This is a genomic window from Streptosporangium vulgare, from assembly GCF_042428775.1.
Lineage (GTDB): Bacteria > Actinomycetota > Actinomycetes > Streptosporangiales > Streptosporangiaceae > Streptosporangium > Streptosporangium vulgare.
This window is the reverse complement of the sequence record NZ_JBHMBS010000039.1, coordinates 42925-57181: the sequence shown is the minus strand read 5'-3', so window position 1 is coordinate 57181 and position 14257 is coordinate 42925. Positions and strand designations below refer to the sequence as shown.

At 69.9% G+C, this 14257-nt stretch carries 13 protein-coding genes; 9 read left to right on the top strand and 4 right to left on the bottom strand.

What is annotated here, in order from left to right:
• The 9 genes from ACFFRH_RS40750 to ACFFRH_RS40710 form a co-directional block, all read left to right on the top strand.
• Positions 1-248, top strand: a 248-nt coding sequence (locus tag ACFFRH_RS40750) for a hypothetical protein (RefSeq protein WP_386163168.1), incomplete at its 5' end; no start/stop codon positions are given.
• Positions 245-1360 (top strand): glycosyltransferase family 4 protein, encoded by a 1116-nt coding sequence (locus ACFFRH_RS40745; RefSeq protein WP_344748492.1) that lies wholly within the window; start codon positions 245-247, stop codon positions 1358-1360. The genes ACFFRH_RS40750 and ACFFRH_RS40745, both read left to right, overlap by 4 nt.
• The gene (locus ACFFRH_RS40740; RefSeq protein ID WP_344748491.1) at positions 1357-2445 is read left to right on the top strand and encodes a glycosyltransferase; all 1089 of its coding nucleotides are present in this window, start codon (positions 1357-1359) and stop codon (positions 2443-2445) included. Before ACFFRH_RS40745 ends, ACFFRH_RS40740 begins: the two co-directional genes overlap by 4 nt.
• A 3-nt stretch (positions 2446-2448) precedes the next feature.
• The gene (locus tag ACFFRH_RS40735; protein ID WP_386163162.1) at positions 2449-3780 is read left to right on the top strand and encodes a polysaccharide biosynthesis protein; all 1332 of its coding nucleotides are present in this window, start codon (positions 2449-2451) and stop codon (positions 3778-3780) included.
• 251 nt (positions 3781-4031) lie between these two features.
• Positions 4032-5213, top strand: coding sequence for a glycosyltransferase (locus ACFFRH_RS40730; RefSeq protein ID WP_344748488.1), 1182 nt, complete (start codon positions 4032-4034; stop codon positions 5211-5213).
• The gene (locus ACFFRH_RS40725) at positions 5210-6175 is read left to right on the top strand and encodes an NAD-dependent epimerase/dehydratase family protein (RefSeq protein WP_344748487.1); all 966 of its coding nucleotides are present in this window, start codon (positions 5210-5212) and stop codon (positions 6173-6175) included. Before ACFFRH_RS40730 ends, ACFFRH_RS40725 begins: the two co-directional genes overlap by 4 nt.
• 59 nt (positions 6176-6234) lie before the next feature.
• A complete protein-coding gene (locus ACFFRH_RS40720; protein WP_344748486.1) occupies positions 6235-7224 on the top strand; it encodes an NAD-dependent epimerase/dehydratase family protein in 990 nt (329 codons plus the stop codon).
• The gene (locus ACFFRH_RS40715; protein ID WP_344748485.1) at positions 7221-8258 is read left to right on the top strand and encodes an MraY family glycosyltransferase; all 1038 of its coding nucleotides are present in this window, start codon (positions 7221-7223) and stop codon (positions 8256-8258) included. The genes ACFFRH_RS40720 and ACFFRH_RS40715 overlap by 4 nt, the downstream gene beginning before the upstream one ends.
• A gap of 4 nt (positions 8259-8262) precedes the next feature.
• Entirely contained in the window at positions 8263-9645 is a 1383-nt protein-coding gene (locus ACFFRH_RS40710) for a tyrosine-protein kinase domain-containing protein (RefSeq protein ID WP_344748484.1), read from the top strand.
• Here ACFFRH_RS40710 and ACFFRH_RS40705 read toward each other — a convergent pair.
• The 4 genes from ACFFRH_RS40705 to ACFFRH_RS40690 form a co-directional block, all read right to left on the bottom strand.
• Positions 9623-10342: an arsenate reductase/protein-tyrosine-phosphatase family protein gene (locus ACFFRH_RS40705; RefSeq protein ID WP_344748483.1), complete on the bottom strand. Its 720-nt coding sequence runs from the start codon at positions 10340-10342 to the stop codon at positions 9623-9625. The two genes, ACFFRH_RS40710 and ACFFRH_RS40705, sit on opposite strands and share 23 nt — an antisense overlap.
• 138 nt (positions 10343-10480) lie before the next feature.
• Entirely contained in the window at positions 10481-12208 is a 1728-nt protein-coding gene (locus tag ACFFRH_RS40700; protein WP_386163155.1) for a DUF4012 domain-containing protein, read from the bottom strand.
• 25 nt (positions 12209-12233) lie between these two features.
• Positions 12234-12635, bottom strand: coding sequence for a hypothetical protein (locus ACFFRH_RS40695; RefSeq protein WP_344748481.1), 402 nt, complete (start codon positions 12633-12635; stop codon positions 12234-12236).
• A 315-nt stretch (positions 12636-12950) separates the two neighbouring features.
• Entirely contained in the window at positions 12951-14201 is a 1251-nt protein-coding gene (locus tag ACFFRH_RS40690) for a PQQ-dependent sugar dehydrogenase (RefSeq protein WP_344748480.1), read from the bottom strand.
• Between the last annotated feature and the right edge of the window lie 56 nt (positions 14202-14257).

The window sequence follows — 14257 nt, the reverse complement described above, 5'->3', positions numbered from 1 at the left end:
CCACGATCGGACGACTGCGCGAACGCTACGGGGTGCGCTGGCTCTTCGTCGACGAGCGCCGCACCGGCCGGACCTCCAGGATCGGGGACTTCGCCGAACTCCGGTTCCGCTCCGGCGACTGCGCCGTCTACCGAATCCCGGAGCACGAGGTCTCCTCAAGTGCCGCCGGCGACCCGCCAGGCGACGACGCGTCGGCCCGGTCGAGCCGGGCCGGAAGAACACTGAGCCCATCAGGGAGGTTGACATGAGGATTCTCCACATCGGATACCGACTTCCCCCCGAGCCGGGGGGAAAGGAGCGCTATATCGAGCGCCTCAGCCACGAGCAGATGCTGCGTGGACACGAGGTGGTCGTCGCCCACCGACTGGGCGACATCCCCGGTGGCGCGAGGGCGCTTCCGCTGACACGGACCGCTGCCAGCCACGCCGTCTCCGGGAGGTCGGATGTGATCGCCTTCGCCATGGAATGCGCGCGGACGCTCCGCCGGGCGCACCGGATCGACATCGTGCACGCGCACGGCGACCATCGCGAGGCGCTCGGCCTCGGCTCCGCCGCGCGGCGGGCGGGGATTCCCCTCCTGCTCCATGTCCACGGCGCCCTCACGACGCGTCACCGGCGGATCATGCCGTGGGCCTTCCGCCACACCGACGGATTCATCGTGGCCGGAGAACGGCCGCGGGAGGACCTGCTGGCGGTCGGCGTACCGGAGCGGCGGATGCGGATCATACCCGGCGGCCTGAACCTCGATCACCTCGCTCGATTCCGGGAGAGACATCCGGTCGAACCGGGATTGATCGTCAGTGTGGGCTCGCTGGTGGAGGTGAAGAACCACGCGCTGACCATTCAGGCCTTCCACCGGCTACGGACCGACCACCCCGGCGCGCGCCTCGTCATCGCGGGTGACGGCCCGGAGCGCGCCCGGCTTGAGCGGCTCGCCGGGACGGGCCGGGGAATCGAGTTCACCGGGCACCTCCCCGCCGACGACGTGTACTCGCTGGTAAGCCGGGCCCAGGTGCTCGTGCATGCCTCCCGGCGGCTTCCCACCATCGGCGAGGGCATTCCCTTCGCCCTTCTGGAGGCCCTCGCGCTGGGCACCGCCGTCATCGTCTCGTCCGACGCCTCGCTCGGCGTGGCCGTGACGGACCGCTCCGCCTACCTCGTCTTCCAGTCGGGATCCGCGCAGGACCTGGTGACGCACCTGCGATCGGTCCTCGACGACGAGGCGCTGTGCCTTCAGATGATCGAACGCGGGGTGCGGGCCGTGTCGAACCTCGACTGGCGGATGGTGGGCGAGCGCATCGGGGAATGGTACGAGACGCTCATCACCGACCGGCCCCTCAGCCCGGTGAGCGTGTCATGAGCGGCCTGCACGTCTGTGAGGTGATCAAGACGCTGGACGTGGGCGGCGCGGAGGTCCTGCTCGTCGAGAGGCTGCTCGCCGCCCCCCCGACGGGCAAGCGCTACACCGTCGTATGCCTGCGGGCCTCCACCCACGAGCTGAGCGGACGGCTGCGATCGGCGGGCATCCGGGTCGTCGACCTCACCGCGTGCCCGCGCTGGCTCCGCCTGGCCCGCCTCGCGTGCGTGGTGCGGAGGTTGGAACCCGACGTTCTCAACATCCACTCCCCCCTTCCCGCGTCGCTCCTGCGGCCCGTGTCCCAGCTGCTGAGTCCTCGCCCGGCCCTGGTCTCGACGGTGCACAACGTGCGCTACCGCCTGCCGACGATGTTGCTCGACCGGGCGACGGGATGGCTGGACACCCGGACCGTGGCCGTCTCCCCGCAGGTCGCCAGCGCTTGCACCAGCAGGCGCTCGCGGGGCCTGTCCGTTCGCGTGCACGGCGTCCACCTCGCGGAACAACGCCACTGGGCGGCTCGATCGGAACAGACGAGGCGAGAGTGGAACGTTTCCCCGGACGCCTTCCTGATCGTGCACGTCGCCAACTTCCGTGCGCAGAAGAACCACGAGCTACTCGTCGAAGCCGCGGCGAGGGTCGGTGAACAAGATCCCCGTCCGGTGTTCCTGCTCGCCGGATCAGGTCCCCTGCACGCGCGGGTGGCCCGCCAGGTCGAGGATCTCGGCCTGGGCAACGTGCGCCTGCTCGGTCACGTGCCCGACGCCGACCGGCTCATCGCCTCCTCCGACCTGCTCGTGCTCAGTTCCTCGTACGAGGGGTTGCCCGTGGTCGTCATGGAGGCTCTCGCCGCGGGCGTGCCCGTCGTGTCCACCGCCGTAGGCGGAGTGCCCCATCTGATCGAGGACCGCGGGAACGGCATCCTCGTCAGGCCGGGGGACCCCGCCGCCCTCGCCGAGGGCATCCTGCGGGCGACGCGCCCGGAGATCCACGCGCGCCTTCGAGAAGGGGCGCGGGCAAGCGCGGAACTCGTGGACATCAGCCGGACGGCCGCCTGGTTCGACAAGCTGTACGACGAAGTCTGCTCGTAGGACATGGTCAACACTCTCGGACGCGCCGTCCACCGGATGCGCCCTCCTGTCAGGCGCCATCTGCGAACCTTCACATCGCTGACCGCCGCCGGTCTGGGCGAGGCGGTTCTTCCCACTCTCAGCCTGATCGCTCTGGTACGCCTGACGGGAACCGAGACATCCGGGCAGGTCATCTTCGCCCAGTCTGCGGCGACCGTCTGGTTCCTCCTGTGCGACCCCTGCCTGGAGAACGCCGCCCAGCGATTCGTCCCCATCGAACAGCAGCGGAGCGGGCGGGGCTCCTCGCTGTTCATGCGCCTGATCCGCTGGGATGTGGCGATCGGCGTGGCCGCGGCCTGTGTCGGTCTCGTGGCGGTGCTGGCCGCGCGCCTGCTGGGCTCCCTGTCGGACGAGTTCGCGTTCATGCTCGCTCTCGCGATCGTCACACGCGGGGCCATGTCGTCGTACGGCACGGCGGGCGCGGCCTTCGCACTGACAGACCGGCTGCGCGCTCTGGGCGCGCTCAGGACGCGGTGCGCGGTCCTGTCGTTCGGGCTCTCCCTCGGCGGGTTGTTCCTCGGAGGCCCCCTCCTCTACCTGGTGGGCCAGGCCGCGGGTGCGCTGGTGATGGCGGCGGTGTTCTACCTGCTGGCGACCCGAGAGCTCCTCACGGAGCTGGGACCGGCCGTCGCACGGGTCCGGTTGCCCCCGGGCATGATCGCCTTTGCCGTGAAGACGTCCATGGGAACCAGCGTGGCCGGGATCTCCGACTCCGGCATCCTCGCCCTCGCGGGCCTGCTGGGCGGTCCGACCCTCGTCACCATCCTCAAGATCGCATCAGCTCCCGGCCGCTTCTACGCCAACCTCGCGATCCCGGTGGCCGCGATGCTCTATCCCCGGATCATCCGGACGGCCACGACGGGAGCGGGAAGGGCACCCATCATCCGGGACATCACGCGCACCACCCTGCTGCTCGCCGCGACCGGAGCGGCGACCGTCGCCGTCGCGCTCCCGGTGACCGACGCCGTCATCGGCCTGGCCTACGGCCCCCACTACGCCCACCTCGGCGTGGTCGCCGTGGTGCTCCTGGGCGCCGCCTGTGTGAAGGGAACGGTCTGCTGGTCCAACGTGCTTCCCCTCGCCCTCGGCAGGCCCGGCCGGCGGCTCGCGTACCTCCTGGCGGAGGCCGGCATGCTCCTGGGCGTGCTCCTCTTCGGCAGCTGGACCGCCTCGGGCCCGTTCCAGGCGTCGCTCTGCTTCGCGTGGGGAACGCTGGCCGTCGCCACGCTCGGCACGGGTTTTTGGATCGCGTCGTTGCGGCGCGTCACCGACCTCGGTTGTCCAGACCGCGAGTGATCTTCCAGCATCGAAACGCAAGCAATACAAAAGGGCTAATTCATCATATTCCCTGCACGGCCACTCACAAAGCCATCGGACCCGATGGGGATCACCGGGCGGACTGCGAACACTTGGGGCGACCCAGCTAGATCATGCCTAGGTAGGGAATAGGAAAAACATCGTGCCACCGCCGTGATGGTGTCGGCGAACAACTCAAAGAGCGAACTAGTTTCTCCAACGTGAGCCAGGCCTGTCACCAAGGAGCCCGCATGAAGCCGGACGGCCGGATTCGTGTAATGGAAATCATCGCTCGAATGAACGTCGGCGGCCCCGCCACGCAGGTATCGGGGTTGTCGGAGGGATTGGATCCGAAGGAGTTCGACCACCGCCTTTACACCGGCTATGTAGACGACCACGAGTGCGACCACCTCCGACTGCACGGTATGGAAAGTCAGGTCCGGCGGGTCCCCGGCCTCGGCAGGTCGGTCAGACTCGGAGACGACTACCGCGCGCTCTTCTGGCTGATCAGCGCCATGCGGACGTTCCGCCCGCACATCGTCCACACCCGCACGGCCAAGGCGGGCGCCCTGGGCCGGGTGGCCGCCCGCCTGGCCGGCGTCGGCTCGGCCCGGGTGCACACCTTCCACGGGCATCTCCTGCACGGCTACTTCTCCCCGGCCAGGCGGGCGCTCTACGTGCGGTCGGAACGGCTCCTGGCATCCATGTCGGACCGGCTGGTGACGGTGGGGTCCCAGGTCAGGGATGATCTTCTCCAGGCCGGGATCGGACGCCCCTCGCAGTACGTGGTGATCCCTCCGGGTGTCCGGCTGAGACCGGTCCCCGACCGCGGGACGGCGCGCGCCGCGCTGGGACTACCACCGGACGCGCCCGTCGTGGCGTACGTGGGCCGCCTCACCCCGGTGAAGCGGCCCGACCGGTTCCTCGCCGTGGCCGACGCCGTATCCAGGCAGATTCCCGGCTGCCGCTTCGTCGTATGCGGGGGCGGCGGCCTGGAGTGGCAGGTCGCGCGGGACGTCGAGCCCGTCCACGACTCCTTCCACCTGCTCGGCTGGAGGAAGGACGTGGAGACCGTCTACGCCGCCGCCGACGTGGTCGTGCTGACCTCCGACAACGAGGGAACCCCGCTCACCCTCATCGAGGCGGGCATGGCGGGCACGCCGGTCGTCTCCACCCGGGTGGGAAGCGTCGCCGAGGTCGTCAAGGATGAGCACACCGGTCTGCTGGCGTCGACCGACCCTGCCGAACTGGCGGCGCACACCGTCCGCCTGCTCTGCGATCGGAGCCTGGCCCGCCAGATGGGCGAGGCGGCCCGCGACTGGACAAGATACGCGTTCGGCGTGGGGCGCCTCGTCTCCGACACCGAGCACCTCTATCGGTCGCTGTGCGGGAAGGCCGACCGGCGGCTCGTGGCGGAAGAGAGCACCCGATGAGAGTGCTGGTGACGGGCGGCGCCGGTTTCATCGGCGCGCACATGTGCCGGGCGCTGGCCGCCAGGCCCGAGGTCGGGCACATCACGGTGCTGGACGACCTGAGCAGCGGGGATCTCACCAACCTCGACGGCGTCGAGGCCACGGTGGTGACGGGCAGCATTCTGGACCGAGACCTGCTGACGGACCTGGTGGCCGGTGCCACGCACGTGATCCACCTCGCCGCCCGGCCGTCGGTGCCCCGTTCCCTCGCCGACCCGCTGGCCTCGCACGCCGTCAACGCGACCGGCACCCTGCACGTGCTGGAAGCGTGCCGCGCGAGCAGACCACACGTGATCCTCGCCTCCTCGTCCTCGGTGTACGGCGACAGTTCCGCACCCCGCAAGCACGAGGACCTGCCCACCAGGCCGCTCAGCCCCTACGGGGCCGGCAAGCTCGCCGCGGAGGCGTACGCGCTGGCCTACGCGCACAGCTACGGCCTGCCGGTTCTGCCGTTCCGCTTCTTCAACGTCTACGGCCCGCTGCAGAGCGCCAGGCACGCGTACGCCGCCGTGATCCCGGCGTTCGTCTCCGCGGCGCTGCGGGGCGAGCCGGTTCCGCTGCACGGCGACGGCCTTCAGTCACGGGACTTCACCTACGTGGACTCGGTGACCCGGGTCCTCGCCGAGGCGGCCGCGCATCGGATGACCAGCGCGAAGCCGGTGAACCTGGCATTCGGCACCCTCGTCTCCCTCCGGCACCTGATGGGCGTCCTCGCCGAGATCCTCGGCCGCCCCGTCGAGGAGACCTGCCTGCCGCCACGACCGGGCGACATCCGGCATTCCCAGGCCTCTCCCCATCTGCTGCGCGAACTGTTCCCCGACGTGCGTCCCGTTCCGCTTGAGGACGGGCTACGCACAACGGTGGCCTGGTTCGAGAGAACGCAGGTCCCGGGCATCAAGGCGAAGGTCGGCGGCTACGCGTGATCCACCGCTTCCTCCCGCCAACAGAGATCTCTCTCCAAGCATGTGACGAGGAGAACCCCATGCTTACGACATCAGGCACCAAATATCTGATAACAGGTGGTAGCGGATTTATCGGATCACATCTGGCTGACGCGCTGCTCGCGCGTGGTGACTCCGTCATCGCCCTGGACAACCTCTCGACGGGACGGCTGGAAAACCTGCGCCCCCACCCGAGCCTGCGTTTCGTGCACGGTTCGGTCCTGGACGAACTCATGGTCGACGAGTTGGTCCATCGGTGCGACGTCGTCGTCCACCTGGCGGCGGCGGTCGGCGTCAAGCTGATCGTCGAGCAACCGCTGCGGTCGCTGACGACCAACATCCGCGGTTCGGAGATCGTCATCGAGGCCGCGCACCGGTACCGGAAGAAGATCCTGATCACCAGCACGAGCGAGATCTACGGCAAGAACTCCTCCGGCGCGCTGCGCGAGGACGCCGACCGCATCCTCGGCAGCCCCGCGGTGGTCCGATGGGCCTACAGCACCGCCAAGGCCGTCGACGAGATCCTCGCCAACGCCTATCACAAGGAGCGCGACCTGCCGACGATCGTCGTCCGGCTGTTCAACACCGTCGGCCCGCGCCAGAGCCCGACCTACGGAATGGTGATCCCGAGCCTCGTCCGGCAGGCTCTGTCGGCCATGCCCCTGACGGTCTTCGGCGACGGGACCCAGACTCGCTGTTTCGCACACGTCGCGGACGTCGTCGACGCGCTGCTCCGGTTGCTCGACGAGGACGCGGCCGTCGGCGAGACCTTCAACATCGGCTCCTCCGACGAGGTGAGCATCTTGGAGCTGGCGAAACTCATCATCGAGTTCACCGGGTCCACCTCCGGGGTCGAGCTCATCCCCTACTCCCAGGCCTACGAGCGGGGGTTCGAGGACATGACCCGCAGGGTTCCGGACACCACGAAGCTCCGCGCGCTCACAGGCTGGGCTCCCCGGCGCACTCTCGACAAGATCCTCGCCGAGATCATCAGGGAGGCCTCCGGCGACCCGACGGCGATCCCCCGGTGAGCGGGACGATCGCCCTCACCGCGGGAGCGGCCTGCCTGCTCAGCGTGACGGCCGCCGTGCCGCTGAGGCGTCTGGCGCTGCGATGGAATCTCACCGACCACCCCGGCGGGCACAAGGCCCACACCCACCCGACCCCGTACCTCGGCGGTATCGCGATCACGGTGGGCACGACCGTGCCCACCGTGATCGCGCTCGGCTTCGCCGATCTGCAGATCATCGCGATCCTCCTCGCCGCCGCCGCGGTTTCCGTCCTCGGCCTGATCGACGACATGGCGCCCCTGCCCGCGGCCACCAGGTTGATCGTGGAGACCGTGGCGGCGATCGGGGTGGTGCTGTCCGGCGTCCAGGCGACCGTCACCGGGACGTGGCTGGACAGCTCCCTGACCGTGGTGTGGATCGTCGTGATGACGAACTCCTTCAACCTGCTGGACAACATGGACGGCGCGCTGGGAACCGTCACCACCGTGACCGCCGGTCTTCTCGCGGCCACCGCCCTGCTCCAGGGCCACACCTCGCTCGCGGTGCTTCTGTGCGCGCTCGCCTGCGCGTGCCTGGGCTTCCTGCCGCACAACTGGGCGCCCGCGAGAATGTTCATGGGGGACTCCGGATCGCTGTTCCTCGGATTCACGATCGCCTGCTCGGCGACCGTCCTGGTCATGGGCCGGTCCCCAGACGCGGCGATCGCCGGACTGTTCCTGCCGACGTTCATGGCGACCGTCGACACCTGCGTCATCCTGTTCTCCCGCATCCTGGCGAACCGCCCACCGTTGCAGGGCGGTACCGACCATGTGTCGCACCGGCTGCGCCGTATGGGCCTGGAAACCCGCGCGGTCGCCATGACGCTGGGCGCGATCACGGCGATCACCGGCGCTCTCTGCCTGATGACGGTCTCGGACCTGCTGTCACCACTCGTCGCGATGGTCGTGGCGGGCGCGATCGCCGTCGCTCTCGTCAGCCTGCTGCGGGGCACGAACGCCCAACCGCCGGCCCAGCGCCACCAGATCCCGCAGAAAGCTCACGAAAGGCGACGTTGATCCCATGGATCTGCTCTACTACGCACGGCTGGCGCGCAGGAACTGGCTGATCATCCTCCTCTCATTGATCCTGGCGGTGGGTGCGGCGCTCGTCATCACGGTGAACATGCCGCCGAAATACGTCTCGACGATTTCCATGCTGGTGTCGGGCCACGACGAGAAGGGCAGCCTCTCCACCGCCTACCAGGCGGGCATGCTGTCGGCCCAGCGGGTGCAGTCCTACGCCAACCTGCTGTCCAGCCGCCGGGTGGTCGGCCAGATCGTCGAGGGCGAGGACATCCCGCGCCTGCAGGGGAACATCAGTGCCGAGGCCGTCCCCGGCACCGTGCTCCTGCGCGCCACGGTCACCGACACCGCCCCCGAGCGAGCCTCCCTGCTGGCCAACGCCCTGGGAGCACGCTTCTCGGAGCTGATCGACCAGATCGAGCGGCCCACTCCGAACAGCCGCCCCACCATCAAGATCACGATAGTGGACAAGGCGGACGTCCCACGGGAACCGGTCAGCCCCAGGCCACTGGTCAACCTGGTGGTCGCCGTGCTGATCGCGCTGCTCGCCAGTATGGCCGTGATCGTCCTCCGCGACCATCTGGACACGACCCTCAAGTCCTCCGAGGCGCTGCGGGAGGCCTCGCGCAGCGCGGTCCTCGGGATCATCGGCTACGAGCGGGACGCTCGGCACCACCCCCTGATCCTGCGCAACCGTGGCCGGTCGTCTCGATCCGAGGCGTTCCGCGCGCTCCGAACCAACCTGCAGTTCATCGGCGTCGACCGGCAGCCGAAGTCACTCGTGGTCACCAGTTGCCTGCCCGGCGAGGGGAAGTCCTCGACCTCCACCAACCTCGCGATCACACTGGCCCAGGCGGGCTGGCGGGTCATCCTGGTCGACGGCGACCTGCGCTGCCCCAGCGTTCCCTCCTACCTCGGCATCGAGGGGACAGTGGGCCTGACGGACGTACTGATCAACAAAGTGAGCCTGAACGAGGTCATCCAGGTCTGGGGGGAGCCTGGCATGTCCGTTCTGCCAAGCGGGCAGATTCCACCGAACCCGAGCGAACTACTCGGCTCGGGCGGGATGCGCGAGATATTGGCCCGGCTGGTCGGCACCTACGACATGGTGATCATCGATGCGCCACCGCTGCTGCCGGTGGCCGACGCCATGACGCTCAGCGCGTTCTGCGACGGCACCCTTCTCGTCACCCGTTACGGCAAGACCCGGTACGAGCACGTGGCCCGTGCCGTGGAGTTGCTGGAGTCGATCAACGCCCGCGTGGTGGGAACCGTCCTGAACTTCTTCCCGCCGGGGAACGAGGCGTACTTCGGATACGGCTACGGCCACGGCTACGGGTCGAACCACGAGGTCGAGGTCAAGCATCCGGTGAGTGTGTGAGAAGCCGGAGCGGGGTGGCGAGCGACCTCGCGATGCTCCGTCCCATCGCGCGGTAGCGCAGCCAGGAGCCTCCGTAGGGGTCGATGATGTCGGACTCGTCCACCGGCACCACCCCGCGCAGCGCCCGCGCCTCGTCGACCAGGGCGCGGGCCCGCCGCGCGGGGTCGCGGTGCCGGATGACCTTCGAGGGGCGCACGGCCTCCGTCAGCACGCCGAACTCGGCGATGGTGAAGGTCCTTGGGGCCGCCGCGAGGTGCATGGCCACCGACTCCGCCCGGTGCCCGCGGGTGGCCGTCAGCACCAGGTCCGCGTCGGCGACGAGCGCCGAGGTCAGGCGGCGGGAGCCGAAGTCCTCGGGGTCCCCGCCGAGGCGCACCAGCGCCCGCATGGCACGCCGGTCCATCTCCAGGCCCGGCCAGGCGCGCGTGCCCGCGCTGGCCACCTGGATCGCCGGGCAGTCTCCCAGGGCCGAGCGGGTCAGCCGTTCGGCCAGCGGGGAACGGCAGATGTTGCCGGTGCACACGAAAAGGATGCGAAAGCGGGCACCGTCCCGCGGCTCCCACGCCTCCCGGACATCCCGCCAGCAGCGTTGCCCGCAGCCCTCGTGCCCGGCGGGGACGCCCTCACCCAGCGCCGCGGCGCTCTCCGTGGCCGCGGGATCCTGCGCGGTCCCACCGGTCCGCAGTGAAGCCTTCATGGCGCGAGAGTAGATCGCCCCCGATACGCCGCCACCCGTGGCACGCGGTTCTTTGCTCTTTTCTGCCGATATGAACAGGCGATGCGGCGCGGGAGTGCACCGGGTGGCGGCCCCGGCCCTTTACCGGAAGGTTCGGCGTCAGGGCGGGCAACCTCTTGAGTCCTGGGTGACGCGAGTCCGCTGGGGACGGACAAGCGGCTGCACCGGAACCTGCGGCGGCTCGCCGGAGGCGACTTCGGTGAAGTCGAACTCCAGTCTCCTGGACTGCCCGGGGGCGAACTCCACAAGGACCGAGTAGACGGGGTGGGAGCGTTCGTTCTCCCTGATGACCGCCACCCGGTCGCCGTCGAGGCGGGCCTCGGCCATCCTCGCGCCGAGTCCGCCGTACAGCGACACCCAGAGCAGGTTGGAACCGGGGACGTGACGGTGCCCCGGGTCGTCGAGCCGACCGGTGACGTAGGAGGGCAGCGCCCGCTGCGGGACGTCGTTGGTGAGCCCGATCCGCACCGTCGAGGAACGCAGCCCGCCCCGGCAGGGGCCAAGCTCGTAGTCGAGGGCGCGCTCCAGGTAGTAGTCAAGCTTGCCACCGGCGGAGTTGTTGACCACCAGGCCCGCGAACGGTCCAGGCCGCGACGGCAGCACGCCGCTGACCGGTGTGCCCGACAGGCGCCGCTGCTCCGCCTCGTGGCGGCTCCAGACCTGGATCCGCCGCTCGCTCACCATGTCGGACAGCACCGGCAGCAACCTGGCGGGGGTGGGAAGGGAAGCGGGCAGCACCTCGCCGACGGCATCGGCGATCTCGATGAGGAACCGCTTGCGCGCCGAGGGGTCGGGGTAGCGGGCGTAGGCCTTCCGCTCGGTGAGGTCGACGACGTTCCCCGCGGTGACCCTCTGCCCTCCGGGCAGGGGGACCGGCCCGATCAACCGCAGCAGGTGGGCGAGGCCCACCGGGTCGATGGCGACGGCGCCGTCCAGCCGCCTTCGGCTCTGCCGCTCCCAAAGCCCCGTCCAGGTGGCCGCGGCGTACGGGAAGTGCGGGGAGAGGTTCGAGACGGAGAGCATTCTGGTCGCACCCGCTCCGTAGCGCCCGAGGAAGTCCCGGCCGTGCTCGGCGACGGGGACGGGACTCGTGGCCAGCCCCGTGTTGGCGGAGAGGTGTTCGACGGCGACCCTGCCGCGGTCGGCCTTCAGGATGCCGAAGGCCCCGACCAGCCCTCCGGTGCCTCGCGCCTCGGCATTGGTCTGGAAGGCCAGGAAGTAGTGGCGGGGGCCGTCGCGGCCGAGCATCGGGGGCAGCAGGGTGGCGGCGTCCGCGGCGTCGCCGAGCAGGCCGCGCAGCCGGCCGATCTCGGCCAGCGCCGTGCCACGCGCCTCGTCCAGCCGGTCCAGGCCGGTACCGCCGGGGGTGGCCGCCAAGTGTGAGAGCGCCCGTCCGAGACGGGAGACGCCGTCGTCCAGGACCGGTGCTGCGGCGTCGAGCGCGGCCAGCCGGTGACGCAGGTCGTCCGGGGAGTGCGATCCGATCGTCAGGAGGGGGGTGGCGATCTCCCGCACGCCGGCGAGAACGTCGGTCAGCTCGGCGGCGGCCTCGGCGAGCCCGCGCACGGTCGTCGCGGCGTTCCCCACGATCGGAGCGTGGGCGATCGTCCACCACTCCGGCCCCCCGGTGAGCCGCCGGGCCTCGGCCGCGTGCCACCGGGCCTCGGCCAGCGCCGTGGCCGCCGGGTGCTGATCGTCCACACCCGCCACCGCACGCAGCCGGACCAGTGCGGCCCCGGTGGCCTCCAGGTGGTCGCGGACGCGCATACCGAGATGGGCCGACCAGCCCCCCGCCAGTACCAGGGCCGCGAAGGCAGGCAGGCCCACCACCACTACTACTCGGCGTCGTCTCCTATTCGGCACTGGCGGATCGGCGGCGCCGTACCGAGATCAGCGTGACGACGGCTCCGGCGGCCAGCAGCCCGCCGCCGAGCAGGGCCACCGTCGCCACGGGCGTTCCCGTGAACGGCAGCTTCGCCACCGGGTCCGCCCGGCAGCCCTCTCCGCAGCCGTCGGAGCAGTCCCCCTCACAGCCGTCCGAGAAGCCGCCGTTGCCCTCCCTGTCCCTCCGGTGGTTGTTCTCCCTGTCCCTCAGATTGATGTTGTTGGCGGTATCGTTCTCCTGCTTGATGCTGCTGACGTCCTCGTTGGGGCTCGGCGGGTACGGCACCTGCTCGGCCGCCGACGTTGGCAGGCCGGTCGCGGCGGAAGCCGTCGCGGAGGCCGCGAGGGGCATTGCGGCCCCGACGCTCATCGCCAAAACGATAGATATCAAATAATTTTTTGCCATTTAAAACTCCCGGCGACAGCATTTCAGGCTACAGAAATAGCGCCCATGATTCGGGCAACATGTCCACGGAATCCGTTATATGCACCATCGCCGGGAACGATGGTGCCGCCTCGCGACGCTTGCCGAACAATCACCGATTTTTCTCCCCCCCGTGACGAGCCGACACGACCTCCGGCGGCGACCACCGCACACCCCCGGCCGCCCATCGCGGCGGGCGGAGCCGGAGGTCGCGTCGGGATCGACCCGCCCCTCCCGAGGCGAACGTCCGGGGAGAGGGTTCTAGCCGGCGCCCGGCTCCAGGCGGTAGACGGGTCCCGACAGGCTGAGCGCGTACAACTCGCCGTCGCGGTCCTGGCCGAAGGACGACAGCTGCTCCACCGTGCCCAGGTCGTCGCCCCGGCCCTTCCCGCCGGGGGGCGCGGCCTTGACCCAGCCCGCGCAGAAGTCGCCGTAGACGAACCGTCCCTCCAGGCCGGGGATCTTCTCGCCTCGATAGACGTATCCGGCGATGACCGAGCAGTTGCCGCCCTCGCCCAGCGGATAATCGATGACCGGGTCCACCGTGCCGTCGCCGTCGCCGCCCTCGAAGGGGTGGGCGCCCTCCCTGCGGTTCCAGCCGTAGTTGCGGCCCCCCTCGCCCTTCGGCTCGAAGTCGACCTCCTCCCAGGCGTTCTGGCCGACGTCGCCGATCCACATGTCGCCGGTCTTCGCGTCGAAGGTGAACCGCCAGGGGTTGCGCAGGCCGTACGACCAGATCTCCGGCCTGGCGCCCTGCCTGCCGACGAACGGGTTGTCGCGGGGAACCTTGTACGGGGTGCCGCGCGGGTCGATCCTGAGGATCTTGCCGAGCCAGGTGTCCAGCTTCTGGCCGTTGCCCTGCGGGTCTCCCCCGCTGCCGCCGTCGCCGAAGGCGATGTAGAGGTAACCGTCGGGCCCGAAGGCGAGCTGCCCGCCGTTGTGGTTGGCGTACGGCTGCCGCTGGGTCAGCACGTCCCTGCGGCCGGTCGCCTTTCCGCCGGAGAAGGCCCATTCGGTGAGGTGGGTGTGCCCTTCGCGGTCGGTCCAGTCGAGATAGAGGAAGTCACCGTCCGGGTGGAAGGCCACCCCGAGCAGCCCCTGCTCGTTGCCCTTGCTGATCTCTCCGGAGAGGTCGACGACGGGCTCCTCGGCGACCTTCCCGTCCTTCACCGCGCGCAGCCGTCCCGTCTGCTCGGCGATGTAGAGCGTCGGATCGCCCTTGCGCACGGCCATCGCCACCGGCATGTCGAGCCGGGCGAACTCGGTGAAGCGGACCTTCGGGGCGGTCTCCGCACCCGTCCCCCCATCGGACTCCCCCGGCGAGGCCGTGACAGCGGGCGAGGCGGCGGGAGGGGCGGATCCGGAGTCGGCGACCCCGGCTGACCCGGCGGTCTCGGCGGAGGAGCAGGCGACCAGCGCCGCGCTCAGCAGGGCCAGGCCCCATCCTGTCCGGCGTCCTGTCCGGCGGGAGATCGGCACGGTTCTCAGCCTCCTGTGGTTCGTCGCCTGCATCAGATGATCACCTGTACGCGCCCCGCACCGCGAAGGTTCCGGCCGCGCCGGGCGAT

Bases quoted from the DNA above. Each gene is read 5' to 3' on its own strand.
- ACFFRH_RS40745 (WP_344748492.1), top strand. From the start codon at position 245: ATGAGGATTCTCCACATCGGATACCGACTTCCCCCCGAGCCGGGGGGA.
- ACFFRH_RS40740 (WP_344748491.1), top strand. From the start codon at position 1,357: ATGAGCGGCCTGCACGTCTGTGAGGTGATCAAGACGCTGGACGTGGGC.
- ACFFRH_RS40735 (WP_386163162.1), top strand. From the start codon at position 2,449: ATGGTCAACACTCTCGGACGCGCCGTCCACCGGATGCGCCCTCCTGTC.
- ACFFRH_RS40730 (WP_344748488.1), top strand. From the start codon at position 4,032: ATGAAGCCGGACGGCCGGATTCGTGTAATGGAAATCATCGCTCGAATG.
- ACFFRH_RS40725 (WP_344748487.1), top strand. From the start codon at position 5,210: ATGAGAGTGCTGGTGACGGGCGGCGCCGGTTTCATCGGCGCGCACATG.
- ACFFRH_RS40720 (WP_344748486.1), top strand. From the start codon at position 6,235: ATGCTTACGACATCAGGCACCAAATATCTGATAACAGGTGGTAGCGGA.
- ACFFRH_RS40710 (WP_344748484.1), top strand. From the start codon at position 8,263: ATGGATCTGCTCTACTACGCACGGCTGGCGCGCAGGAACTGGCTGATC.
- ACFFRH_RS40705 (WP_344748483.1), bottom strand. From the start codon at position 10,342: ATGAAGGCTTCACTGCGGACCGGTGGGACCGCGCAGGATCCCGCGGCC.
- ACFFRH_RS40695 (WP_344748481.1), bottom strand. From the start codon at position 12,635: ATGAGCGTCGGGGCCGCAATGCCCCTCGCGGCCTCCGCGACGGCTTCC.
- ACFFRH_RS40690 (WP_344748480.1), bottom strand. From the start codon at position 14,201: ATGCAGGCGACGAACCACAGGAGGCTGAGAACCGTGCCGATCTCCCGC.